Genomic DNA, 25,305 nt, shown 5'->3' on the forward strand with positions numbered 1-25,305 from the left:
ACTAGGTTTCCTCACAAGTTCATTATATTAAAGAAAGAGACAAAATGGGAAGAACGGTACTTTTAATATGCACTTTCGGCCTCCTGTTTTCCGGCACCCCGGGGCTCTTTGCCGACGAGGAAACCGAGCGGACTCTGAGGGCCTTTGCGGATCCTGCCCGGGTTTGGGGAACCGGGGTGGAGGGGGTGATTGAGGAAGCCTACCGCCAGTGCTTTAAGACCTATATCCTGGACGGCAAGGTGATGAACCTCCGTATGCCCTTTGCCCAAAACAACGAGCGGGACCAGCTTTCGGACCAGACCTGGGAATTCCAGGGGGGCGGCAAGGCTGATCCGGTTTCCCTGTGGGAAATTATCACCGGAATCCTGTACTCCGATGAATTTGAGAGCTATGCCGGAATTCTGGGGGACGGGAAGGAAAAGGTGATGATCCTGGACATCCCCACCAGAACCTGGACCAGTTCCCGTGATCTTTTTGACATAGCCCGAATGAAAGCCGGGGCCTACCGGGGCCTGCCCCACCGTCCCTATGTACTCGTAAATGGCGAGGGGCTCAGCGAAGCGGACGTGTACAATTATTTATATTGTCTGGGCTGGGTGGGTATGGACTGCTCGGGCTTTGTCTGGCATACCCTTAGCTATATAGCCCGCAAGGGGGGGGTCACCTTGGCTGGGCCCTGCGCCGGGCCATCGGCATTCCCCGGGGGGGGGAGCCTTCCTACTATGTGGGGACCTGGTTCTTCAATTCCCGGACACCGGAAATCATCGCCGTCCGGGATGAGATCCGCAGCATTAAACCTGCGGATGTGCTGCTCTTCCGGGGCTCCAGCGGGGGGGTGGTTCATTCCGCCATTATCCAATCGGTGGATCTGAACGAGGGGGTCATCCGCTACCTCCAAAGCACCGACGAGGCGCCCCTGAACGAGCGGGGGGTCCACGAATCCCTCATCTACTTCAACCCCGCCCACCCCGAACTAAGCCTGGGCGACCCTTCCCTGGTCTGGACCCAGGCCCGGTACCCCTCCTTCCCGGGTGAAATGGCCTCGGCCTTCTCTGACGACGGGGAACGCTACCGTGCCTTCGGCGGCGGGCGGGTGGTGCGGCTCCGGGCCCTGGCAGCGCCGATTCAGAAGATTAACCAGGGGCGATAGTGACTTCAATCACGATTTAAGAAATTTTTCTTAATAAAAGGCGCCATAGGTATGATAATTAACTATGGACAAAGCAATCCCCATACAAACCTTTATTCGCGAAATTCGCGGGCGTAAAGTGATGCTTGATAGCGACTTGGCCGCTTTGTATCAGGTTGAGACCAAGGTGTTAAACCAGGCGGTAAAACGGAATATTGGGCGCTTTCCCTCGGACTTCATGTTCCAACTGGACCCGGAAGAATGGGAGACTTTGAGGTCACAAATTGTGACCACAAAAACCGATGAAAAAAGGGGCGGCCGGCGGGCGGCGCCATACGCATTTACCGAACATGGCATTTTAATGCTATCTAGTGTTTTAAAAAGCGATATCGCCATTGATGTGAATATCAAAATAATGCGGGTATTTGTTCAAATGCGCCAATATGCACTTTCACAAACCGATACAAGCGGGCAAATTGTGGAGTTACGTAGGCTATTGCTCCTTTATATTGATCGCAATGATAAACGGGTGGATGATATTCTCAGGGTGCTGAACAGTTTTATCGCAAGTCCACCTAAGACAAAGCCAATCGGCTTCAGGGCCAACCACGAAGATACAGGTAAAACGCCTCTCTGATTTTCTAGTTTGGTATAACTAACTCTTTACATTCCCCCGGAAGAATGGTATCTTAAAGATAGTTTTATCTAACATTTTGCCGAGGACCCTTATGACCACCGATGTTCAGAATTCAAGAAATGATCTTCCCGATTTTTTCCGGGACCTTAAAAATGGGCTCCCCATACGGATGCTGGTCGCCCCGGCGGCCTTCGCCGTCCTGGAGGATCTTCCCCGCATCCTGGGGTATCTCCGTTCCCTGGGGGTTATGGCCTTTCATCCCGTACTGCCCTATGCGGATATTACCCTGTGGGCCTATTACCGCAGCCTGGGTGAATGTTCCGGGAAGCCCCTGATCACATCCGCCTGTGTCGGTATGAACTGGTTTCTTAAGCATACGCACCCGGAATACGCTGAATTTATTACCCCTGTGTACAGCCCCCTGCTCTGTACGGCCCGATACCTCCGGTCATACCGGGGGATAACGGAGCGCATTGCCTTTCTTTCCCCCTGTGTTTTAAAGCGCAGAGAATTTGTGCTGGAGAACCGTGAGGAACTGGTGCATTACAATGTTACTATCAATGCGCTTTCCGCATGGCTCAAAGAAAATCCTGTTGATATAAGCCAATATGAGCCTTGTCTGCCGGAAAGCGATGGATATGGACCGGGTTTAACCCTGGCTGCTTTCGGCAGTATCGGTAAATGCCTGTCCGCCCTGGATACCGGCGTGGAGTACCTGATTGAACAGGGGCTTGAGAATGCCGCCAGCCGTTTTTCGGAGCGGGGCGCCTTTTCGGAAACCCAGATGATACCCTTTGTGTTTGAAACCTACGCATGCGAAGGGGGCTGCGCTAATGGGTCGGGGGTCAGGGGAATGCAATACCCGGCGTCTAACGGCGGCGCCTTTCTTGAAAAAAGTACCGCCCCGGGAAAACCGGAGGCGGTACTGGAATTATTCTCATCCTATGACCAAACCCTGGACCGCGCTGATTTCCGTCACCGGCCCAATTGAACCGGTGGCGCTGCGTTTAGTACTTAATTAAAATTTTCAAGCACATACCCTTTCCGGGCTTCATTGGGAATGAACGAATATTTGTGGAAAATATCGTTCTCTCCCATGATCACAGAATAGTTATCATACCGGGTGTTATTGTAGGCAAAGAAACCGTCGGGGTACCAGAGCATGATACGCCTGGGGTGTTTGTTGAGAAGCCCCTGGAGGTAGTGGGATGCGGCGAGCCGTTCTTCCCCGCTTACTGCGGCTTCCCAGGCTACCATGGCCTCATCCCGTTCCTTGAAGGGGACGATGTCGTTTTTTTGTTCACCGAACAAGAGGACCATCATCATGTCATCATCCGCAAGGCCGTGGGGAACAAATTCGCCCACAGTCATGTTGTAGTTCCCGGTGACGTTCACCGCCTCCGAATAGGCGGCGCTTTCCAGGGCCTCCACATGGGCCTTGAGGTTTATCGCCCCCAGGTGTTCGGTGATGATCTCTGCAGCCCGGACATAGAGAGGCGCCGAGGCGTCCACCAGGATGCGCCAGTTAATGGGATTACCCTCGGGGGTTTCCCTGAGCCCGTCGCCGTTCCGGTCTACATAACCCAGCTCGGTAAAAAGCTGGGCGGCCTTTTCGGGATCGTAGGGCTGGGAATTGTTGGGGCTGGTGTGGAACGAGCGGGGGTGGGGGTAGCCCACAGTACCGGTAATGCCCCGGCCGAGTCCCACGATGCGTAGAAGTTCGTCCCGGTTGATGGCGTAGCTTATGGCCTCCCTGAAAGCCAGGTCCCCGAAGGGCAGCTTGGTGGTGTCCAGGGTAATGCAGGCGCCCCAGAGGTAGGGGGTCTTAACGATAGTAACGTTGGGGACCTTGGACCATTCCTCCACCATTTCCGGCGGCAGGTTCCGGGCCGCCCCGTCGATCTCGCCGCTCCGCAGGGCGGTGAACATGGTGGAGAAATCCCGGATCACCACCAGGTTGAGCTTATTTACCAGGGGCTTTCCCAGATGGTAATCCGCATTGGCTTCCAGTTTGTAGTATTCCCCCACTTTATAATCCACCAGCTTATAAGGGCCGGTACCTATGGACTTTCCCGTAAACTGCCGGGGGTCCTGGATGTTTTCCCATTGGGCCTTTTGAACAATGGGCAGCTCGGCGCAGGGTTCCCGATCAAAATAGGGCATGGGATAGGCCCCGGCTACCCGCAGGGTAAGATCGTCAATAACCGTGATGCCTTCCCCGGGGAGACGGGGGGCGGAACTGGTATGATGGGAATAACGGTTATTTGAAGGCCCTTCCCGGTTATAGTCAATCGTAAATTTGACATCCGCAGAGGTGAGGGGGGTCCCGTCGTGCCATTTTATTCCGGGCTTGAGTTTGATCTCCCAAACCAGGTTGTCATCGGTAACCGGCCTGATATACTCCGCCAGGATCATCTTCGGCGCTGGGCCATAAGGATTAGGCCCCGCGAGCTTTTCGTTGATCGCGTCCAGGACCCAGGGGCTATAGGACCCGCCCCCCCAAGTGGTAACGCTCCCGGCGTCATCATAAATACCAATGGTAAGCTCCTCCGCCGTCTGGGGCCCCCTTCCGGAACCATCCCCGGAAGATCCGGTCTTTTTCTGTCCACAAGACATGAGAACAGAAATACAAACTAAAAAAACCAAAACACGCGTTTTCATAAAAACACTCCTCTTCTTATCATTCATTACCACCACTGTGGCATTTTAAATTCCCAGATCTTGAACAATTTTATTAATATGTTCCCGCATCATGGGGGAACGTTCGTAAAGCGCTGCCCCCTGCCGTTCTGCGGACACCACCTCATTATCCAGGGGAAGAAAACCGGCAAAGGTGAATTCGGGCATCTCATCTTTCAGAAATTGTATGTCCTCCGGGGAACGTATCTTGTTTCCCAGGGCGTAGCCATGCTGTACACCTAAATCCAGGGACATCTTCAGGATTTCTTTCGCAGCTTTAATGCTCCGGGTTCCCGGTTCCACCACCAGAAACATTGCGTCCACCCCCTTGGCGGTTCCCCGGCCCATATGTTCCGTCCCGGCCACCATGTCCATGATGACCGTTTCCTTTTCCTTTAAAATGAGGTGGGTCACCAGAGCCTTGAGCATGGCGTTCTCCGCGCAGGCGCAGCCTTGATCTGCCCCCCGGACTGCGCCCATCATAAGAAAGCTGATGTTTTTTATCCGCCGGGAAAATTTTTCCGGAATATCCTTTACCCGGGGGTTGGTCTTAAAGAAGGAGCCGTACTCGCCGCTTTTAGCCCCGGTCCTTTCCTCAAGGAGATCCCGCATATCAATAATGGGCCGTATCTCGGCGATTTCCTCTGGGGAAAAACCGAGGGCCTCTCCCAGAGTAGGGTTTACATCCGCATCAATGGCATAGACTTCCCGGCCCTGCTCGGCAAGGCAGTAGGTCAAAAGGGCAGTAAAGGTGGTTTTGCCCACCCCGCCTTTGCCGCATACCGCAATTTTTTTCATGTCCTGTTTTTTCCTCCTATATAAATGAAGTCTTAATCATCAAAACGCCTAAGGCGCTTATAAACAGTGAACTGAAATAGGGAAGGCTTTGGAGAACCAGGGCAAAACGCCGTTGGCCCGCCAGGAGCCGCTTGGTCAAAACAATGGCCATTCCCACAAGGATAAGGGCGAAGGCAAGGCCCAGGCTGAAGAGGAAGATGATCCCCATGCCCATGCCCACCTTGCCCGCAGCGGTGGCTACCAGGAGTACCGCCAGGGCATCCGGGCAGGGGATGATCCCCCCGGTGATGCCCAGGGAGATCACCCTTCCCCAGGAAAGCTGGGTTTTCGGCATGGTAATCGCCCCCCGGGAAGCGTAGTTGCGGACCGCGCTGAAAAGAAGTTCCCGGGGCTCCTGGACAACGGCGTCGCTTTTTTGGATGAAAGTTTTTTCGCCGAGCTTTCCTATATATTTGATAGTTCTCTCCGACTGGGCCACCACCGCATCCACTGCTCCGGTTTTTATGGCCATTCTGAAAAACTCAGAACGCTGCCGTTCCTGGATAGCCCCGGGAAGCCTGACATGGGCGGAGCAGCCCGGAGAGCAGAGGGTAAAATTTTCCGCCCCCGCAGCCTTAAGGGATTCCTGAAGCTCACTGTCATCCTGGGCAATCATGAGGGCCTCATTCGCCTCCGCCGCCTGTCCGTCAATCAGAATATTCACCGTATCCCGTTCCAGTATCCTGAGGTTGGGGAGCAGGTGCGCATGATCCGTCTCCTTTCCCAGGATCCTTCTGATAAAGCTCCGTATGCCTATACCAATGATGAAAATACCGCAAGCCACGCTTAAGACCGGGACAAACTCCCCGGGTAGAAAAACTTTGGCCGCCGTGGAGGCCAGGAGGCCGAAGCCGTAGATACTTATGGTGTGGGTCAGGGTAAGGACTATACCCAAGCAGAAGGCGTGCAGCACCGTTCCCTGGTTGGCGATCAGGAAGGCCCCCACCAGGGCCTTGCCATGGCCGGGGGTAAAGGCGTGGAGGAAGCCTACACCCAGGGCGAGGATCAAAAGCAGCACAGGAATCCTACGGGATCCCGTGCCCCGGATAAAGTCCATGATCCCGGAACGTTCAAATCCGCTGCGGATAAATTCCCTGATGGCGGCTGTGGATAGGGGGGGCTTCTTTTTTTCAGGGGCCGCGGAGATCGGGAGCAAAGCCGCCGCCCTAGTCCGTTCAGCAGCCATGGCCGCCGCAAGGGCCGGGTCCAGGGCATACTGCAGCTCAAGTACGTCCTGAAGGAATTCATGCCGCTTTTCGCTCAGGAAAGCTATTTCTTCCGGGGCATTGTTTACGAGGCTTAAGGAATATACCGCGATTTCCGGGTAAAAAGAAAATTCATAACGCAAATTGCAACGAAGGTATCCGCCCTGATCCATTTCTGCTTCCGTGGTTTCTGCCCTGCCTTTTTTAGTAACTAGTGCATATTCCAGGATTATGGTAGAAACTCCGGCGGCGAAATAATCCCATTCAGAGGCGGTGAAATTTTCAAATGACAGTTTTTCTGTCTTGCCGTCAAAGTCAACCTTCAGGGTTTTCAAAAAAAATTCAGAAAACGCCAGGATATCCTTTTCTTCAAAAATTTTGTTTTTATCAGGATCCAGAGTTTTTAGAAAGGCTGTACTGAACAGAACCCCGGATGAAATATCAAATTTAAAGTTGACAGTATCCTTGTTTACTTCGACCGTGGTTTTTACGGCGATCTCGTCGGCAATGTGCGCAAACAGGGGGAGGGGAAAGGAAATAAACAGCAGCCCAAGAAGGGCCGCAAGTTTTGCCGAGGGGATCATTTTGTTCATACAGTCAGGGCATAACCCGAATCATCCGGTGCAGCCGCAGGAAGCGTCGGGGTCTCCACAGCGGAGATCAATTCTCTGGTATACCCATGGACGGGATGATGGATTAACTTGTGGGCGTCCGCCTCTTCCACCACCGCCCCTTCATGCATCACCATCAGGCGGTCGCAGAAATGGTAGGCCAGGGAAAGGTCGTGGGTAATGAAGATGTACCCCATATTGTAACGGCTCCGCAGCTCTTCCATGAGCTTTAACAGTTCCTTGCGCAGGGAAGCGTCCAGCATGGAGCTGGGTTCATCGGCTATGATGTACCGGGGTTTGGCCACCACTGCCCGGGCAAAGGAGAGACGCTGCCGCTGTCCTCCGGAAAGCTCATTTGGGGTCCGCCTCAGGAAGGCGTCGCTATAGGGAAGATGCACATCCTGCAATGCGGCGTGGACCCGCTCCTTCATCTCCTCCTGGGTGTATCCTCCCTCAATAACCATGGGTTCCGCCGCAATATCGAAGAGAGTTTTATTATTATGCAGGGACTGATAGGGATCCTGAAAAACCAGGTGTATCTTCCGGGCTGCCCTTGCGCGTTCCGCTCCCTTCATCAGGTGCAGGGCTTCTCCGTTCAGGAATATTTCCCCGCCATCGGGCTTTTCCAGGCCCATGATGAGCCGGCTTACAGTGGTCTTGCCTGAGCCGCTGCCCCCTATGAGACCCAGAACTTCTCCGGGCCGCAGGGTAAAGGAAACATCCTGTACCGCATGGATGGGCGCAGAAGCCTTCTTGAAGAGCCCCTGCCTTGAGTAAAAGGTTTTGGAAAGGGATCGGACTACCAAGGCCTCCTTTAGAAGCCCGGCCTCTTTCAGAGGTCCGGTTTCTGAAGGAATATCGGATTCCACAGAAAGTTTTACTGTCGTAGCTATTCTTTCTGTTCCGAAATTCTGATCCCGTACCCAGGTCTTGGGCTGATCCAGCCGAGGGAAGTTGTTGAAAAGACTGGCGGTGTGGAAATGACGGTGATGCTGATAGACCTCAGCCATGGAACCGTAGTCAACAAACTCTCCTTTGTACATCACTGCTAGGCTGTCGCTGTAGTTCATTGCCAGGGGCAGATCGTGGGTGATGAGGATGATGGAAATGGATAGCCGATCCTTCAGTTCCATCAGTAGATCCAGGATGCTTTTTTGGACCAGCACATCCAGCCCTGTGGTGGGTTCATCCGCAATGAGGATGTCCGGGTTATTCGCCAGGGCCATGGCGATTACAATCCGCTGCTTCATGCCCCCGGAAAGCTCATGGTTATAGCAATCCTGCCGGGACTGGTCTATCCCCACAAAGTCCAGGAGCCGGGCTACCTGGGCATTTTCTTCCTGGCGGGGTACTTTCCGGTGTATCCTGATGGCTTCGATTAACTGCTTTCGCAGGGAAACTACCGGGTTCAGAGTATTCATGGCGTTCTGGGGCACATAGGCGATGGTTTTTCCCCGGATGGTGAGGATCTTCATCTTTCCTGCCAGGAGCATATTTTCCCCGTGGATAAAGACCGATCCGCCGGTAAGTTCCGCAGGGTGGCGCAGGAGCCCTAGGATGGTCATGGCCAGGGTCGTCTTGCCGCACCCCGATTCCCCCACGATCCCCAGCACTTCTTTTTTTCGCAGGGTCAGGGAGGTCCCGGAAACGGCGAGGTATTCATCATGACCGGTGTTGTAGCACACACTAATATTGTTCAGAACTAAGGGTAGTGATTCTGCGGTTCTTTCACCGGCATCCTGTTCCCGGGATTTTTTGAAGGAACCGTAGGAAGAGTACAGAGTCCCCCGCTTCCCGGCCAGGGAAAACCCGATCAGGGAAAAGGAAAGGCAGGAAAGGCTTATGAGGAGCCCTGGGGGGAGTACCCAGTAAACCCATGCGCCGGTGAGGAAGGCTGCCCGGGTATTGGCAAAGAAGAGCATACTCCCCCAGCTTTTGGAAATCGGGTCCCCCAAGCCAAGAAAGCTCAGGGATGATTCGATCAGGATGGCGCTCTGGGCCACCAGGACGAACTGGGGCACTATGAGGGGCATCAGATCCGGCAGGGTATGGCGCAAAATTATCTTCCAGGACTTTTCCCCCATGGCCCGGGCGGCGTCTATATAGCCGCAGTTCCGGGTTTTCATAACCTGGGACCGCAGTTCCCGGCAGGGATGGGCCCACATGACCAGGGAAATTACCAGGATCTGGGTTCCCATGCCCGGGCCGAGGAACACTCCCAGGACTATGACCAGGGGGAGGAAGGGCAGGGACATGATCAAGTCCACCACCCGCATGATGATCCGGTCCAGGCCGCCCCCGAAGTAACCGGAAGCCAGGGCGGCGATCACCGCCACCGCGGTGGCGTAAAAGGCGGCGAAAAGGCCCACGGAAAGGGAGATTCTGCCTCCGTACATCAGCTCGGAAAGGAGATCGTGCCCCACATCGTTACAGCCCAGGATGTGGGCGGAATCGGGTTTTTCAAAGGGAGTGCCGCTGCGCTCAAAGGGATTGTAAGGCGCCACTATCGGCGCAAGGATACTGACTCCGCCTATGATCGACAGGAGCAGGGCTCCCAAAAGGCCTAAACGGTATTCGGGGCGGCATAAACGAAGAAGGAACTTTTTCATGCTTCCACCACCTGGCGCCTGACCCGGGGGTCCAGCAGGGGATACCCCAAATCGGCTATGAGGTTGCAAATCAGGATACTTACCGAAATGACCAGGAAACTGCCCTGCAAAAGGTTGTAGTCCCGGGCTCGGACGCTTTCATAGATGGTGTTCCCAATGCCGGGATAGGAAAACACGGTTTCCACCACCGCGGCGCCCCCTACCATAGCCCCGAGCCCGGACATCAGGTTGGTGTAAATGGGGAGTATGGCGTTTCTCAGGGCGTGGGTAAAGAGTATCTTCTTTTCCCTGAGCCCCTTGGCGTGGGCCAGGAGTATATAATCATCCTCCATGGCGATGACCATGGCAGACCGGGTGGTCAGGTACATGGACCCGGTCTTGGCGATGGTCAGGGTCATCACCGGCATGATCAGGTGGCGTATCACCTCTATCAGGTACTTCCCCGTGCCGGGAACCGCCCCGATAGAGTAGGCCCCGAAGGAAGGCAGCCAGCCCAGGGCAGCGGAAAACAGGGTGATCAGGAGCATGGCCACCCAGAAGGGGGGCACGGATCCCAAGAGCATCACCACAAACAGGGACCCCAGATCGCGGGATCCTCCCCGTTTCCAGGCGCCTATAACCCCGATTACCACCCCCAAGGTCGCGCTGATCAGGAGGGATATCCCCATGAGGAGTAGGGTCCAGGGCAGCCGATATTTCAGTATGTCCCATACCGGGCGGCCGTAAATCACCGAAAGCCCCAAATTTCCCCGGAAAACGCCCAGAATATAGTTTTTAAACTGGGTCATGACCGGGAGATCAAGCTCAAATTCGTGGAGTACCTGCTGAATCTGCTCCTGGGACATGGACTGTATATCCGCACCAACAATCAGATAGTTCGCCGGGCTTCCCGGGGCTATTCGGGGAAGGGCGAAATTCAGAACCAATATACAGGCCAGTACCACTAGGTACTGGCAAATGGTTTTAACGTAGACCATAATACATCCTTTTATGTTAGTAATTTCTAACAACAAAGTACTTTATACAGAATAATATTAGTTGTCAATAACATAATTAGCTAAAACTAACTATTTTTGCCAAAATCGGTAAAAAGCCCTTGCGCTAATAGAAACAATATATTACTGTAGTCTAACAAAATTAACTTAGACTAACAGGAGAGGCGATGAAAAAGATAGCTATATATGGAAAGGGAGGAATAGGTAAATCCACCACGGTTTCCAACCTTTCGGCGGCCCTTTCTATGGAAGGGTTTAGGGTTATGCAGATAGGCTGCGACCCCAAGGCGGATTCCACCAGGAATCTTACGGGCGGGAAAAGCATCCCCACGGTTTTGGATGTGCTGCGGGGAAAAAAAGATTCCATAGTCCTGGAGGACTTGGTCCACCCGGGGTTTAACGGGATCTTCTGCGTGGAGGCCGGCGGCCCGACCCCCGGTATAGGCTGTGCCGGACGGGGCATCATCGCCGCCTTTGAAAAACTGGAAGAGCTTAAAGCCTACGAAATCTGCAAACCCGATATCGTACTCTACGATGTCCTGGGGGATGTGGTCTGCGGGGGCTTTGCCATGCCCATGCGGGAAGGCTACGCTGACGAAGTACTTATCGTAAGTTCCGGGGAGATGATGGCCCTCTATGCGGCCTACAACATTGCCCAGGCGGTAAAGAATTTCGCCGGCCGCAGTTATGCTACCCTGACCGGCATCATCCTGAACCGGCGTAACATCGAAAATGAACGGGCCCTGGTAGAAAAAGCCGCCGGGGAAATCGGCACGGACATTATCGGGGAGATCCCCCGGTGTTCCCTGGTGCAGGACGCGGAAGCCCAGGGGAAAACAGTGCTGGAACTCTTTCCTGAGAGCGAAATGAGCGGGACCTACCGTTCCCTGGGGATACTCCTTGCGGGAGAAACCCTTCAGGCGGCGGCATCATGACCGATGCATTGTTCAATGGCTCTTCCGCAGCCAATTTTTATACCGACGAACTTCCCATTTCGGAACTTGTCGCCGATGCCGATCGGGTTTTAGGGACCGACGCATCCCGGGCGACCCTGCATTATTGTTCCCCCGCCCACGGCGGTTGGGGGGTGGTGAAGGTCGCCCTTACGGTTCCCGAAACCTTTTTGCTCTTTGTCTGCCCTGCTGCCTGCGGCCGCCATGGCGCAATCGCTTCCATAGAACAGGGGTACCGGAAAAAGATAGGTTACCTCTGCATCACTGACAATGAAATTGTTCTGGGGGGCTACGAGGAGGAAATCGAACGGGCTGTGCGGGAGCTGATGGAAAGGGTGAAGCCCCGGCCAAGGGCGCTTATTATCTTTGTAAGCTGCATTGACGATCTCCTGGGAACCGATTATACCACTGCCCTGGCGCGGATGGAAGCGGAACACCACATTCCTGTTAAGCTTGCCCGGATGAACCCCATCAGCATGGACAGTAAACTGCCCCCGGGAATACGGGTACAGAAATCAATGTACGAACTGCTCCCTTCCCCTGTGGAAAAAGACCGGAGCATCCTTCTTATGGGTGCTTACCGGCCCCCTACCCAAACATCGGAACTGGCGAAGCTTCTGAAACACTACGGCTTCGGCCCCATCCGGCACCCCGAATACTGCACGGATTTTGATTCCTTTACGGAATTTTCCCGAAGCGCAGCATCCCTCGTCGTGAGGCCCGAAGGCAGGGCCGCCGCAGAGGATCTCCGGGAAAGGCTGGGCATACCTGAGTTCAGGGCTTTCATGGCCTTTGACAGGGAAACTATTTTTGAACGCTACCGGGGCATCATTGCCTTTCTGGAATCCCTGAACCATCCCGGGGAAACGAAGGATTATTCCCCAAGCCGGGAATCTATGGAAGCCTGGTTCAAACCCTTTATCGAAGCCCTGGAAGCCAGGGAAGCCGAAGCCCGAACTGCCCTGGCCGGCGCAAGCATCGCCCTTGACACCTCAGTAACCATAGCTCCCTTCAGTCTGGCCTTAGCTTTGGTCAAGAGCGGCCTTAATGTTACCCGGATCTATACCAGCCAGCTCCCGGGGTTTGAAAAGCCCCATCTGGAGGAACTGGCCCGGATCAAGGGTGATATTATGGTGGCCAGCCCCAACCATGTACGGAAGTACGGCCTCCGCTCCACCACCGCCCGGGCGGATATAGCCCTGGGCTTTGAGGCGGGGTACGCTACTTCCGCCCCCATCACTGTTCCTGTCGCTTTTGATGAACAGTTATACGGTTTTGAAGGCTATACCATGGTTCTGGAAGCAATACTCAAAAGTGTTGCTGTGGGCAAATCGGATCTGCGTCAGCAGGTCAAGGATTACGGTCTGGTGGTGTAAGCCACCGCATATAGCACATATCATAGTGGAGTTATGCGAAACTTTGTTTCGCTTCGATTAGACTGTGCGGCATTCGCCGCACTAGGACAGGAGTTATTTATGGCGCAGATGTTGTATTCATTGCCTCCCCTGGCCCCGGATTATTCCGGTGTGGCTTCGATTTTTCATGACCTGGGGGCTCTCACTATTATCCACGATGCATCGGGCTGTACCGGCACCTATACTGGGTACGATGAACCCCGCTGGTTCGGCAGCACGAGTCCTACCTTCAGTTCCGGCCTTCGGGATATGGACGCCATCATGGGGGAAGATGAAAAACTTCTGGAGAAGATAGAGGCAGCGCTAAAGACAACCGGGGCGCCCTGGGTAGTAATAGTGGGGAGTCCCGTACCCATGGTGGTCGGATTTGATTTCAGGGGCTTCGCTTCCCTGATTGAACATCGGCTCGGGGTTCCGGCCTTTGGGTTTCCTACCAACGGACTTGGGTATTATGACAAGGGGCAGCGTGACGCCTACCTTGCCATCGCAGGACGGTTTCTGAAGGACGCCCCGGTAAAAAATCCCCGGAGGGTCAACATTCTTGGCGCCTCGGTCTTGGACGGTTTTGATGATGCCACCCTGGATATGATGGAAGGTTTTCTTAATGACGCCGGATTGGAGCTGGGCGCGATCTGGGGCGCCCGATCCGGTCGGGAAGCTCTTGGGGATTCCGGCGGAGCCGGGGCTAACTGGGTGGTAAGCGCCGCCGCCCTTCCCCTGGCCCGGTTTTTACAGACCCGGTTCGGTACTCCTTTTACCATGGGCTTTCCCGTGGGAAAACAGGAGAGCAGCCGTATTCTTTCTGCTCTTAGTAATTATATCGATGGAAAGACCGTTGACCCTAAAAACAGTATCCCTGATACGTCAAAACAAACCAGTGAAGCCGGCACAATAATTATCGGGGAACCTGTATTTTGCAGTTCCCTCCGGGTATATCTGGAGGATGAATACGGCGGCGAGCCGGTTCGGATAGGGACCTTCTTTGAGGAAGGAAAAGAACTGCTCGGTCCGGGGGACTGTTTTTTTGGGGGTGAACTTGAGGCAGAACAATTCTTTGCCAAGCCGGGGCTTAAACGGGTGATTGCCGATCCGATCATAGAGGATCTTCTGCCGGGAAATGCTTCCATTGAATTTATTCCACTTCCCCATCGGGCGATCTCAGGCCGTATTTACGAAGAAAGCCGGTCCCTGTGGGCACTACTTGCAACGCCGACTTTAGTCGGAAAGTTCCCCGCGCAGTGCAAGTCATTGGCGGTCACGGATTGTTTGGCAGTTCCAGGGTAATATTAAACTTTGCCAGTTCCCGTTTACCTGTTTCAAATAGTTTTTCCGGGGGTAGTGTTTTTATATCAAACTCAATGAGCAGGCTTCCGGTCAGGGGTTTAAGCTCCACCCGGGTGATTCCCGGCACGGCCTGAATCCGGGCGAGGGCCTGTTCTCCAACAACGGGGTTTTTCAATTCATTGAACCGGAGCCGTATACGGCCGGGAAAGTAGCTTACGATCATAGTGCCCTTTACCTACCGCTTTCCCTCTGGTAAAAGGGGCCGCATACTGTTCATGCTGACCCCCAGGGTGGTGAGGTTATGGAGCCACACCGAATTGGTGGTGGTGAAATTACCAAAGATGCTCATCAGTATAAGGGCGCTATTGATACTAATCGCAGTAACCGTGTTGTCATGTATACGCTTCATTGCCCGCTGGGACATCAGCCTGGCTATAACTAGGGGGTACAGTGAGGGGTCCCGGAGGGTGATGTCCGCCACACTACGGGCAAGATCCGCTCCGTCCTTCATGGCTATGCCCACATCGGCGGCGGACATGGCCGGGGAATCGTTCATCCCGTCCCCCACCACTGCCACGGCGCAGCCCAGTTTTTTGAGAGCCTTGACCAGATCGGTCTTCTCCTGGGGCAGCAGTTCCCCCCGGAAACCATCGGCCCCCAGTTTGCGGGCAATCCGTTCGGTGGTTCGCTTGTTATCCCCTGAAAGCAGGTAGATCCGCTTTATCCCCAGTTTTCGCAGCATGGCGATAACTTCCATCGCCTCTTCCCGAAGGGGATCGTCGATCACCAGAAGCCCTGCCAGTTTACCTTCCCGGGCCAGGTACAATACGGAACGCCCCTCACCGGCGGCGGCGGCTTCATCGGCGGCGGCAATAGAGATATCGATCCCTTCGTCATCGCTGACAAAATGCCGGGAGCCTATAAGGGTAAGCTGCCCGTCGTATTCGGTGGCTATGCCGTGGGCGGCGATGTACTTGACCGTGGTGTGCTTTTCCCGGTGTTCCACCCCCATTTCCAGGGCGTGCTTCACCACAGCCTTCGCCACAGGGTGGGGAAAGTGCTCTTCGAGGCAGGCGGCGATCTTCAGGACCTCGGTCTCCTTGTACCCGTTATAGGGGATGATCCGCTCCAGGGCAGGGGCCGCCTTGGTGAGGGTACCGGTTTTGTCAAAGACTATGGTGTCCACCCTGGCGAAATCCTCCATGGGGGCACCGCCTTTGAAAAATACCCCGTTGTTAAGGCCTTCACGCATGGCCGAGATAAACACCAGAGGTGTTGATAGTTTTATTGCACATGAAAAATCAACTGAAAGTACAACCTGGGCTTTTTGGAAATTACCGTTGAGCAGTGCGGTGAGCCCTGCAGCAATAAAACTGAAGGGGACCGCCTTGTTGGCCAGTTCATTGGCCCGGCTTTCAGTTTTTGCCTTAGCAGCTTCCGAGTCTTCTATGAGCTGGATGATCTTCTGAAACCGGGTATCATCACCTTTTCTGAGGACCTCAACAATAAGTTCACCTTCTTCAATGACCGTTCCCGCATGGACCGATGCGCCTGCGGTTCTGGAAACCGCCAGGGGTTCCCCGGTCATGGAGCTTTCATTGACCGTGGCATTGCCCTCAATAACCTTTCCGTCCACAGGGATCAGGGTTCCTGCCCGGAGTACCACCTGATCCCCCGGCTCAAGCAGGGAGTAGGGAATCTGTTCGTCCTGACCGTCTCGGCGGACCCAGACCTGCCCTACCTTCAGGGAAATAGCCGCCGCCAGGTTTTCCCGTGAACGGCGCCGGGCCCACTGTTCCAGGTACTGCCCGGTTCGGAGTAGCATCATCAGAGTAGAGGCGGAGCTGTAGTTTTTCTGGGCCAGGGAAAGGGAAATGACCGAAGCGTCCAGCAGGGATACATCCATTTTCATGCCCCCAAGGGAACGCAAGCCTTCGGCTATATAGGGAATGGCGCCTAATATGGTAAACAGGGGTTTCAGTGCCGGGGGCCTGAAAAGGCGGAAGAGCTGGTAAGCGATATAGGCCCAGCCCGGGGATGACTCTTCTTTTTCCTCTGTCCTAGGAACGGAAGCAATCAGGGCTTCCAGATCGATCTGTCCTAGAATTCCGCAGAGACCTTTTTCATCCAGAAGGCCCGTATCGTAATGGAGAAGGATACTGCCGGTTCTGGGATTAAGGGCCGCGCTCCGTACCCCGGGGATCTCCGAAAGTTCCCGGGCCATCCCCGCCATGGCCGGGGACCCGCATGCCCTGAGGGTATCGGGGTTGGTACGGAGCCTGATCCGACCGGGGAGGGAGTGTACAACTGCGGCACGCACGGCTTAGGCCTTGGCGGCTTCCGGGGTCGCCTTACGTTGGGCATCCGCCTCGGCCAGTATATCCTCGGCACTTTCCTTAACGGTTTCTACCGTTTCCATGGCCTTATCCTTCAGGTCCATAAGCCCGCCCAGGGCCTTGGTACAAACCGACCGGATCTCCTTGCTGTTTTTATACACCAGGGCGCCCACCACCGCCCCTCCCACAAAGACCAGTCCATACTTCCACCAATTGTTCATACAAACACCTCCTTATTGAACATTGAGTAAGAGTAAACTAAGTTAGTTAGCTCTTTATAACCCTTAAAAGTTATCATTAGATAACAGTCATGTCAATAGATAGTTTGGGGTATTTAAACTATACAAACATGTAGCTGTTTATATTCTTATACATTGGTATAATATCCCAATAATTACGGAGGGAAATATATGTGGGTATTTTTCGCATTATCCTCGGCTGTTTTTGCGGCTTTAACTTCAATTTTAGCAAAAGTTGGTATTGCAAATATAAATTCAAATTTGGCAACAGCTATTCGGACAGTTGTGGTTTTAATATTTTCATGGGGAATTGTTTTTATAACCGGAAAACAAAATGATATTGTAAATATAGGACATAAAAATCTATTATTTTTAATACTTTCAGGTGTTGCGACGGGAATATCATGGCTTTGTTATTATAGGGCTTTACAAATAGGAGAAGCATCAAAAGTAATACCCATTGATAAATTTAGCGTTGTTATTGGAATGGTGATGGCGTTTATTGTATTAAAAGAAACAATAACTATTAAGTCAATTATTGGTGGAATATTAATTACTGCCGGAACATTCGTTCTGATACTTTAGAGGAACTATATTCAATAATTAGCCCCCCGCAGGGTCATAGATCTTCCCGCTGGCCGCAGGCGCATGGCTGCGTCCGATGAAGAGCAGCACCAGCAAGGTGATGATGTAGGGGATCATGTTCAACAAATGGGTAGAAACACTGAAGCCGAATTTGGGGTTCCCCAGGGTGAGGGAAAGGGATTTGCAAAAGCCGAAGAGCAGGCAGGCCAGGACCGTGTTCTTAGGTTTGAATTTGCCAAAGATAACCGCCGCAATGGCGATGAAGCCCTGGCCTGAAATGATCGACGGGAAAAAGTAGGAAACCGTAGACAAGGGGATCACCGCACCGCCCAGGGCGGCGAGTATTCCTGAGAGGATCACGCAGAAGTAGCGTACCCGGAAGACGCTGATGCCCAGGGTGGCCGCCGCACGGGGGTGTTCCCCCACGGAGCGGATCCGCAGGCCCAGGCGGGTTTTGAAAAGCAGAAACCAGATGAACACAGCTAAAAGTATGCAAAAGTATACTGAGACGTAGTTTTTTAGGGTGTAGTTCAGGAAGGATTCGGCGGGGAAGAGTTTTCCCAGCACCACGGGCAGCTTGCCCGAAAGTTCCACCGGCCGGGTCTGGGTGGACCCTGTGAAGATGGCCTTGCAAAAGTAGATCGATGCCCCCGGGGCCAGGAGGTTGATGGCGATTCCGGAAATGGTCTGGTCCGCCTTAAAGGTGATGGAGGCCAGGGCGTGGAGACAGCCGAAGAAGGCTCCTGCCAGGGCGCCGCCAAGCAAGCCGATCCAGGGGCTGCCGGTTAGCACTGATACTGCGGCGCAGGTAAAGGCGCCGATGGTCATCTGCCCTTCAATGCCGATGTTCACCACCCCGGAGGTTTCACTCATGATACTGCCCATACCCGCTATGATTAGCGGGGCGGCGTAGGTCAGGGTAGAGCTGATGAGCAGCCCTATATCGGAAGCGCTGAGTATCATAGGGGCCTCCCTTCTTTTTTTGCTTTGATGAATTTTATCAGCACCCGGAAGGCGCCCATGATGGCAATGGAATAGATGATCACCCCGATGATCACGTTCACCAGTTCGCTGGGGGCGCCTATGGTGTTAAGTTTACTGCTCCCGTATTTCATTCCTCCATAGAAGAGCCCCGCGAAGAGGGCGCCTATGGGGTTGATGCCCCCGATCATGGACACCGATATGCCATCGAAGCCGTAGCCTTCCTGTGCGGCAAGCTGGGTGATCCGTCCCACCACTCCCAGGACCTGGGTGGCCCCGCCCAGCCCGGCCAGAAGACCGGAGATGCCCATGCTGGTTACTATGGACCGGGCAACCGGGATGCCCCCGTACTCCGCAGCGTTTCTGTTGAACCCCACTGCCCGCAGCCTGTAGCCCAGGGTGGTTTTGTTCAGGATGAGCCAGCAGAGGAATACCGCAGCCAATGCCAGGAGCATCCCCCAGTGAACCTTGACGGTACCCAGGGTTTCCCGGAAGGCATCGGTGTAGATACGGGATGTTTCGGCAATATCCTGGGAGGCGGTGGAACTGGGTTTTTTGAAAGCCGGGGACATGACCAGAAAGTTGGAAAGGTAAAAGGCTATCCAGTTGAGCATGATGGTTACGATAACTTCATGGATACCCTTGTAGGCCTTCAGAAACCCTGCGATACCTCCTAAGCAGGCCCCTGCAAGGCCCCCGGCCAACACACAAACTATACCGTGGATACCCGCAGGCAGGGGCAGGAGCAGGCTTACTGCCAGAGCGGAGATGCCCCCCATGATATATTGCCCCTCGGCCCCGATGTTGAAGAGTCCGGTCTTAAAAGCAAAGGTAACCGCCAGGCCGGTAAAGATGATAGGCGTGGCGTACTGTACCGAGTACATGATCGTTTTGAAGGAGCCGAAAATGCCCAGGAACAGGGTGGCGTAGGCGCTGATGGGGTTAAACCCCGTGATGAGCAGTATCAGGGATCCCGCCAGGAGGCCGATAAAAATTGCCAGGAGGGTATAGAGGAAGGTATCGTTCCATATACGGGTTACTATCCGGGGCCGTTTGAGAGCCGGGCCGGATTGTTCGGGCCCCTTTGCCGGATCGGATTGTTCAGACCGCTTCATTTGCCGTTCCTCCCGCCATCATAAGTCCCAGGGTAGATTGATCCGCCCTGTCCCCGGACATACTGCCGACGATCTTCCCCCGGAACATCACGTCAATGCGATCCGATAGGTTCATGATTTCACTCAATTCAAAGGAAACTAAAAGCACCGCCTTTCCCGCGTCCCGCTGGGCTACGATGTAACGGTGCACATATTCAATGGCCCCCACATCAAGGCCCCGGGTGGGGTTGACGCAGATGAGCAGCTTTTTGTCGTTGGTCACTTCCCGGGCGATGATAAGCTTCTGCTGGTTTCCCCCGGAAAGGCTGCCCGCCCTGTGTTCCGCGCAATCTTCGGGCCGGATGTCGAATTTTTCGATCAACTGTTTTGCATGGGCAGTGATACTGTTTTTTTGCAAAAAGCCGTGGCTGGAAAATTCCTGCTCCTTCACATTCTGGAGCACCAGGTTCTCCGCCACCGAAAAATCCAGCACCAGACCGTGTTTCTGCCGGTCTTCCGGGATGGATGAAACTCCACTATCAAAGATCATCCTGGGTGACTTGTTGAAAATATCTGTCCCGGAAATGGTGATCGATCCGGACTGGGCTTTTCGGAGCCCTGTCAGGGCGGAGACCAATTCGGACTGGCCGTTACCGTCTACCCCGGCTATACCCACGATCTCCCCGGCCCGCACCGAAACGGAAAGGCCGTTTACCGCAGGGTGGTCCCAGTAATCCCTGACCACCAGATTTTCTACTTTTAGCGTTACATCACCGGGATGGGCAGTTTTTTTATGGGTTGAAAATTCTACTGCCCGGCCCACCATCATGGAGGCAAGATCCTGTTCGCTCACTTCTGATACCGTAACCGTATCGATGGTCTTCCCGGAACGGATGATGGTACAGCGATCCGCCATGGATTTAATTTCCGCCAGTTTATGGGTGATGATGATCACCGTCTTTCCTTCGCTTACCAGGTTCTTCATGATTATCCCCAGTTCTTCTATTTCCTGGGGGGTAAGGGAGGCAGTGGGTTCGTCGAGGATCAGTATTTCTGCGCCCCGGTAGAGGACCTTGAGGATCTCTACCCGCTGCTGCATACTCACCGAGATGTCTTCCACCTTCGCATTGGGGTCCACTTTCAGCTCATAGCGCTCGATCAGGGCCTGCACGTCCGAGCGGGCTTTTGCGGCGTCTACCACCCCAATAGCCTTTACCGGTTCCCTGCCCAAAATAATGTTTTCCGTAACCGTAAAGGGCGGTACCAGCATAAAATGCTGGTGCACCATGCCGATGCCGTATTCAATCGCCCGTGAAGGGGAGTCAATGGTTACCTTTTCGCCTTTAATAAAGATGTCTCCGGAATCCGGCTGGAGAAGCCCGTAGAGTACATTCATCAGGGTGCTTTTGCCTGCACCGTTTTCACCAAGGATCGCGTGGATAGAGCGCTGGGGGACCGTCAGGCATACATTGTCGTTGGCTTTGAAGGAGCCAAACATCATGGTGATGTTCCGCATGTCCACTGCCACTTGCAACGTAGTTTCCTGCGCAGGGGGCAATTCCTCGACCTTAGTATTGCTTAAAGCCATAACGACTCCTTCAAATTCTTTTTGACGGAATATCCGTATAGTATAGCATTTTTTTTAAAATATTGAAACCGGTAAACAAAAAAAACGGCAACGGAATCTCCGCTGCCGTTTTTAAAAACAGGCTTTGTTTAGTTAACCGCGGGTAAATTGTATTTGCCCGGGAAGAGGGCGTTAATTTCCGCGGCCGTGGCCGGGACTTTCTGCTCTCCGGAAATGATCTTTGCCTTGATGGCTTCCACATCCCGGATAACATCCGCCGGAATATGATTGCCCGTGGTGGCATAGCCGACGCCGTTGTTTTTCAGATTGTACAGCAGGGTACTGCCGGGAACATAGGTGCCTTTCCGTAAAGAATCGGAAACATCGTAGAGGGCATTATCAACCCGCTTGAGTGCGCTGGTGAGCACATTGTTGGGGGCTATGTAGTTCTGGTCCATATCGACCCCGATTGCCCACTTGTTCTGTTCCCTGGCGGCCTCAATGACCCCCGCGCCGGTACCACCCGCAGCGTGGTACACAATATCCGCGCCCGCAGCAAAGTACTGGTTGGCGATATTCTTACCCGCAGCAGGATCACCGAAGGAACCGGAATACTGACCCATTATCTGTGCATTGGGATTGGCGGTAAGAACCCCCGCATAATAGCCGACCGCGAAGGTTTCCATGGTGGGGGATGAAATCCCGTTGACATGGCCCACCTTCCCGGTCTTGGTGACCTTACCGGCAATGTAGCCCACCAGGAAAGAACATTCTTCGGCGGAGAACACTATCCCGGTGACGTTCTTGTTGGGAACATCAGAGGCAGCGTAGGCATAGTCTACGATGGCAAACTGCTGGTTCGGATAATCTTTGCCGGCCTGGGCAAAAGCATCCCCAAGCATGAAGCCAACGCCCCAGATAAGATCGCTTTTCTGATCCACAAAGGTGTCAATATTTGGGGTATAGTTGCTTTCATCCTTGGATTCAATATAGCTCACATTGGCGCCGGTTTCGGTGCGGAGCCGCTGCAACCCTTCCCAGGCACTCTGGTTAAAGGACTGGTCATTGACCCCGCCCACATCGGTTACCAGGCCGATCTTTGTAATCTTCTCACTGCTCTGTGCAGCTTGCGGCGCTTGGGTCGTTTTTTTCTGACAACCCGTAAAGATAAGCGCAAAGGCTAAAAAAACGGCTGCCACTAAAAGGAAGCCTCTATTTTTTCCATATATCATTTCTGTTTCCTCCAATAAGATGGTAATAGAAGGGGAAACCCCCTGTCAAGCATTATGCCAGGGGGTAACTGAACTTAGGTGAATTAGGGCGCCTTTGAGGGCGACACGGTCCACTTGGTATAATTGCCGCTGACGTTCTTATCCAGCCGCGGGGGTTTGACCGATTCCCCCTTTGCGGTCCTGGCCTTCAGGTATTCCCCGATGATCAGGGTTGCGGAACCGCCCACAGGGCCGAATTCCGGGGTTTCTGCGGCCACAAAGTAAACCCGGTCCTTGCTGTCCGTGTTGACTCCGGTAGCTTTGAACCAGCCGTAGCTGTCATTTTCCGCGCTGGCGCTGAGGCGGTAGCTATTCAGGGCTACCTTGATGTCCGGTGCTGTGTGCTCCGCCAGGGGCCGTCCCTTGTACACCGCATTCTTTATCCGCTGGCCCACAGGATTCCCCGCGTATACCTCGTAGCTCACCCCGTAGACATGGTCCAGGCCGTAGCCGCTTCCTTCTACGGCATTCCCGTTTACGGTGTAGTATTTTGCCGTTTCCTCCATCCAGGCCAACAGTTCCGGCCCGCTCAATTTGATGCCGTAGAGCAGGTTGTTATCGAATTGATAGAGATCGTAGATGTTCTTCAGGCTGATGCTGGCGGTCTTTGCGCTCCCTTCAAAGAGGACCGAGGGGATCCAGTTGTTCCGGTGAACATCTGCGGTGATGGAAACATCCGCCCCGCCGGCGGCCCAAAGCTGGGCTTCGGAAACCAGATCGTAGGCATCACCCTGGGTGATGAAGAAATTGTTCACTTTGTCCCAGGCGCCGTCTTCGGCGGACAGGGTGGCGATGGGCACCTGCACAAAGGCGTCGGCCTTGGTGTAGTAGGTTTCCATCAGGGCTTTCAGGCCCTCGTCATCGGCCACATCTGCGTTAAGGGCAATTTGTTCGCTTTCCAGGGCCACAGCATAGGTACCGTCCTTGTTAAGGGTGACAATGTTTTTGGTAACATTATTGCACCCTGCATTCAGGTAGGGAACGTCCTTGCCGTCCTTGTTTTTGACAAGCTCGGTTCTTGGGGTATGGTCATGCCCGCCGATTACCAGATCAATGCCTGTGGTGTTTTCGATAAGGTGACGCATCTGGTTTTCTTTGTTGCTGTTGTTTACCTCGGAAACCCCGAAGCCGGAATGGGCTGCTGCAATGACGATATCGCATTTTTCAACGTTCTTAAGCTGCTTGCTCCAGTATTGGGTCCACTCGTAGGCATAGGTCTGGGCGGTGTTGTCACTGTGGGAAAACAGGGTGTCTGGGTAATGGCTGCGGGGATCCCAGTTGGGGACATTCACGTTTTCAAAACCCAGGATGCCAACCTTAAAGGTTTTGCGCCCAACCTTAAAGGTTTTGACCACATAGGGCACAAAGTTGCTCTTTGGGGTACCGTCGGGATTGAGGATATTGGCCGCCACTGCGGGAACCGCCGGGGAAGAATTGAGCACCGCGTCGATTCCCGGGGGCATGGCGTTTTTCATCCTGGCGGATTCGGGAACCGCCGCAAGCTGGGTAGTGTTCATGCGCAGCATGTTGTAGAACTTCTGCTGAATGTCCACGGTGTAGTTGTACTCATGGTTGCCCGGTACAAAGGCGTCATACCCTATATAACGCAGGCTGATGGCCATGGGGTTCCAGTCGCCCCCCTCGGAGTTGACATTGAAACTGGTCATGGCAGAGCCCTGAATGATGTCCCCGGCATCAATAAGCAAGGTATTGGCACCGTATTGGGCGCGCTGTTCCTTGATTACCGTTGCTGTTTTCAGATAGGTGTTGTTAACACTGCGGCCGTTCAGGGGGTTGATGTTGTAGATCCTGCCGTGCATATCCGTGGTGGTCAGAATGGCCAGTTCCACTGAATCGGGGCCGTCCCCTGTACCCGGTCCTGAAAGACAGGACGACATCATTACTAAAGGCGCCAGTAATACTGCTGATAGTATTGCCGGGCCTTTCCATTTTTTAGAAAATCCTTTGAACATAAAAACTCCTCCATAAATAATATTCATAATAGTATTAGTATACTAATACTTAATATGCTGTTTAAACCCATCAGGCCCCGCTGTCTGTTATATGTTCCGCACCCCGCTGGTCAAGTACCTTTAATGAACTAAGTATCAGGTGAAGAAAGGTGCGGCCATTTTCTTCATAGGAATCGAGGCGGCCTGTGACTTCCACCCAGCTATGGGCTGCGGGGTAGGGGTCGTCCCAGGAAACCTCAAACCCAAGCCTGTTATCCGCGCCCTCATGGCAGGCCGGGCCAATCCGGTCCACATAGTAGTAGCTCAGGCCCAGGGCCGGGTAGTCTTCCTTTTCAAGAGACCCTTCGTAGCGTATGGTCTTACCCAAATACTTGTTTCTGTTAACATAAATATCAATAACCTGGGGGAGAAAAACAGATTCCGTGATTTCAACCACATCCTCTGGCTGCTCGTATTTCTGCGCGGGGAACTGCGTTGCAAGTGGTTCCAAAGGGTGGGCCGCCGCCGCCGCCAGGAGACCCGGTTCGGGCTCCTCTGTAAGCTCCTCCTCATCCGGCTCTATCTTTTCTGCGGCCCCTGTTAACCCGACACCGGATTTTCCCCGGCTGTTACAACCCGGGACAGAGACGAGGATGAAAAAAAAGCATAGGCCAATGGTAATGGCTTTTTGAATGGCAATCCCTCCCGGAATGTAGCACACTAAAGACTACAAGCTAGTCGGCATATTGTCAAGGGGAAAAATATGCCCGAAGATTTTAGGTTTTGTTTTTACTACTAAAATCCATGTTTCACCAACAGAATACAATACTCTTTTACAAAACTATTTGATACTAAAATTGAATTTCGGAAAAAGGAATATTTCAAAATTTCTCTGGAGAGGATTAACGTGGTAAAAGGAAAGTGGA

Annotated in this window: 22 protein-coding genes; 8 read left to right on the forward strand and 14 right to left on the reverse strand. The window is 53.6% G+C overall.

Annotation, left to right across the window (positions count from 1 at the left end; genetic code table 11):
• Nucleotides 1-44 precede the first annotated feature (44 nt).
• From TREPR_RS02700 to TREPR_RS02710, 4 genes are all read left to right on the forward strand, one after another.
• The gene (locus TREPR_RS02700; protein ID WP_015706746.1) at nt 45-872 is read left to right on the forward strand and encodes a hypothetical protein; all 828 of its coding nucleotides are present in this window, start codon (nt 45-47) and stop codon (nt 870-872) included.
• Nucleotides 836-1,150, forward strand: a complete 315-nt coding sequence (locus tag TREPR_RS18850; protein ID WP_245534771.1) for a hypothetical protein — start codon at nt 836-838, stop codon at nt 1,148-1,150. Before TREPR_RS02700 ends, TREPR_RS18850 begins: the two co-directional genes overlap by 37 nt.
• Before the next feature lie 64 nt (nt 1,151-1,214).
• A complete protein-coding gene (locus TREPR_RS02705) occupies nt 1,215-1,766 on the forward strand; it encodes an ORF6N domain-containing protein (RefSeq protein WP_015706748.1) in 552 nt (183 codons plus the stop codon).
• Between the two features lie 91 nt (nt 1,767-1,857).
• Nucleotides 1,858-2,757 (forward strand): [Fe-Fe] hydrogenase large subunit C-terminal domain-containing protein, encoded by a 900-nt coding sequence (locus TREPR_RS02710; protein WP_015706749.1) that lies wholly within the window; start codon nt 1,858-1,860, stop codon nt 2,755-2,757.
• A gap of 23 nt (nt 2,758-2,780) precedes the next feature.
• Here the strand turns inward: TREPR_RS02710 and TREPR_RS02715 are convergent, their stop codons facing one another.
• The 5 genes from TREPR_RS02715 to TREPR_RS02735 are packed head-to-tail and all read right to left on the reverse strand — an operon-like array spanning nt 2,781 to nt 10,684.
• Complete coding sequence (locus TREPR_RS02715) at nt 2,781-4,427, reverse strand: ABC transporter substrate-binding protein (protein WP_015706750.1); 1,647 nt, start codon at nt 4,425-4,427, stop codon at nt 2,781-2,783.
• A gap of 45 nt (nt 4,428-4,472) precedes the next feature.
• A complete protein-coding gene (locus TREPR_RS02720; protein WP_015706751.1) occupies nt 4,473-5,243 on the reverse strand; it encodes an ATP-binding protein in 771 nt (256 codons plus the stop codon).
• Between the two features lie 16 nt (nt 5,244-5,259).
• On the reverse strand, nt 5,260-7,080 hold the full coding sequence (locus TREPR_RS02725) for an urease accessory protein UreH domain-containing protein (RefSeq protein WP_015706752.1): 1,821 nt from the start codon (nt 7,078-7,080) through the stop codon (nt 5,260-5,262).
• A complete protein-coding gene (locus tag TREPR_RS17765; RefSeq protein WP_015706753.1) occupies nt 7,077-9,707 on the reverse strand; it encodes an ABC transporter ATP-binding protein/permease in 2,631 nt (876 codons plus the stop codon). Before TREPR_RS17765 ends, TREPR_RS02725 begins: the two co-directional genes overlap by 4 nt.
• Nucleotides 9,704-10,684: an ABC transporter permease gene (locus TREPR_RS02735; RefSeq protein WP_015706754.1), complete on the reverse strand. Its 981-nt coding sequence runs from the start codon at nt 10,682-10,684 to the stop codon at nt 9,704-9,706. The genes TREPR_RS17765 and TREPR_RS02735 overlap by 4 nt, the downstream gene beginning before the upstream one ends.
• Before the next feature lie 185 nt (nt 10,685-10,869).
• Here TREPR_RS02735 and TREPR_RS02740 point away from each other — a divergent pair, with 185 nt between their 5' ends.
• The 3 genes from TREPR_RS02740 to TREPR_RS02750 all read left to right on the forward strand — a co-directional run bounded on the left by TREPR_RS02740 (nt 10,870) and on the right by TREPR_RS02750 (nt 14,354).
• Nucleotides 10,870-11,637: a nucleotide-binding protein gene (locus TREPR_RS02740; protein ID WP_015706755.1), complete on the forward strand. Its 768-nt coding sequence runs from the start codon at nt 10,870-10,872 to the stop codon at nt 11,635-11,637.
• The gene (locus TREPR_RS02745; protein ID WP_015706756.1) at nt 11,634-13,031 is read left to right on the forward strand and encodes a nitrogenase component 1; all 1,398 of its coding nucleotides are present in this window, start codon (nt 11,634-11,636) and stop codon (nt 13,029-13,031) included. The genes TREPR_RS02740 and TREPR_RS02745 overlap by 4 nt, the downstream gene beginning before the upstream one ends.
• 99 nt (nt 13,032-13,130) lie before the next feature.
• Nucleotides 13,131-14,354, forward strand: a complete 1,224-nt coding sequence (locus TREPR_RS02750) for a nitrogenase component 1 (RefSeq protein ID WP_015706757.1) — start codon at nt 13,131-13,133, stop codon at nt 14,352-14,354.
• Here TREPR_RS02750 and TREPR_RS02755 read toward each other — a convergent pair.
• The 3 genes from TREPR_RS02755 to TREPR_RS02765 are packed head-to-tail and all read right to left on the reverse strand — an operon-like array spanning nt 14,326 to nt 16,911.
• Nucleotides 14,326-14,577: an HMA2 domain-containing protein gene (locus TREPR_RS02755; protein WP_015706758.1), complete on the reverse strand. Its 252-nt coding sequence runs from the start codon at nt 14,575-14,577 to the stop codon at nt 14,326-14,328. The genes TREPR_RS02750 and TREPR_RS02755 overlap by 29 nt on opposite strands.
• 12 nt (nt 14,578-14,589) lie before the next feature.
• Nucleotides 14,590-16,674, reverse strand: a complete 2,085-nt coding sequence (locus TREPR_RS02760) for a heavy metal translocating P-type ATPase (RefSeq protein WP_015706759.1) — start codon at nt 16,672-16,674, stop codon at nt 14,590-14,592.
• A 3-nt stretch (nt 16,675-16,677) separates the two neighbouring features.
• On the reverse strand, nt 16,678-16,911 hold the full coding sequence (locus TREPR_RS02765) for a DUF6110 family protein (RefSeq protein ID WP_015706760.1): 234 nt from the start codon (nt 16,909-16,911) through the stop codon (nt 16,678-16,680).
• A 189-nt stretch (nt 16,912-17,100) separates the two neighbouring features.
• Here TREPR_RS02765 and TREPR_RS02770 point away from each other — a divergent pair, with 189 nt between their 5' ends.
• The gene (locus TREPR_RS02770) at nt 17,101-17,514 is read left to right on the forward strand and encodes an EamA family transporter (protein WP_015706761.1); all 414 of its coding nucleotides are present in this window, start codon (nt 17,101-17,103) and stop codon (nt 17,512-17,514) included.
• A gap of 18 nt (nt 17,515-17,532) precedes the next feature.
• Here the strand turns inward: TREPR_RS02770 and TREPR_RS02775 are convergent, their stop codons facing one another.
• From TREPR_RS02775 to TREPR_RS02800, 6 genes are all read right to left on the reverse strand, one after another.
• Complete coding sequence (locus tag TREPR_RS02775) at nt 17,533-18,477, reverse strand: ABC transporter permease (protein WP_015706762.1); 945 nt, start codon at nt 18,475-18,477, stop codon at nt 17,533-17,535.
• The gene (locus tag TREPR_RS02780; RefSeq protein WP_015706763.1) at nt 18,474-19,610 is read right to left on the reverse strand and encodes an ABC transporter permease; all 1,137 of its coding nucleotides are present in this window, start codon (nt 19,608-19,610) and stop codon (nt 18,474-18,476) included. The genes TREPR_RS02775 and TREPR_RS02780 overlap by 4 nt, the downstream gene beginning before the upstream one ends.
• Nucleotides 19,597-21,177, reverse strand: coding sequence for an ABC transporter ATP-binding protein (locus TREPR_RS02785; protein ID WP_015706764.1), 1,581 nt, complete (start codon nt 21,175-21,177; stop codon nt 19,597-19,599). The genes TREPR_RS02780 and TREPR_RS02785 overlap by 14 nt, the downstream gene beginning before the upstream one ends.
• Before the next feature lie 128 nt (nt 21,178-21,305).
• The gene (locus tag TREPR_RS02790) at nt 21,306-22,355 is read right to left on the reverse strand and encodes a BMP family lipoprotein (protein ID WP_041611395.1); all 1,050 of its coding nucleotides are present in this window, start codon (nt 22,353-22,355) and stop codon (nt 21,306-21,308) included.
• 116 nt (nt 22,356-22,471) lie between these two features.
• Nucleotides 22,472-24,400, reverse strand: coding sequence for a bifunctional metallophosphatase/5'-nucleotidase (locus tag TREPR_RS02795; RefSeq protein WP_041610986.1), 1,929 nt, complete (start codon nt 24,398-24,400; stop codon nt 22,472-22,474).
• A gap of 70 nt (nt 24,401-24,470) precedes the next feature.
• A complete protein-coding gene (locus TREPR_RS02800; RefSeq protein ID WP_015706767.1) occupies nt 24,471-25,100 on the reverse strand; it encodes a TIGR03943 family putative permease subunit in 630 nt (209 codons plus the stop codon).
• Nucleotides 25,101-25,305 lie beyond the last annotated feature (205 nt).

The organism is Treponema primitia ZAS-2, assembly GCF_000214375.1.
In the GTDB taxonomy this organism is placed as follows: domain Bacteria; phylum Spirochaetota; class Spirochaetia; order Treponematales; family Breznakiellaceae; genus Termitinema; species Termitinema primitia.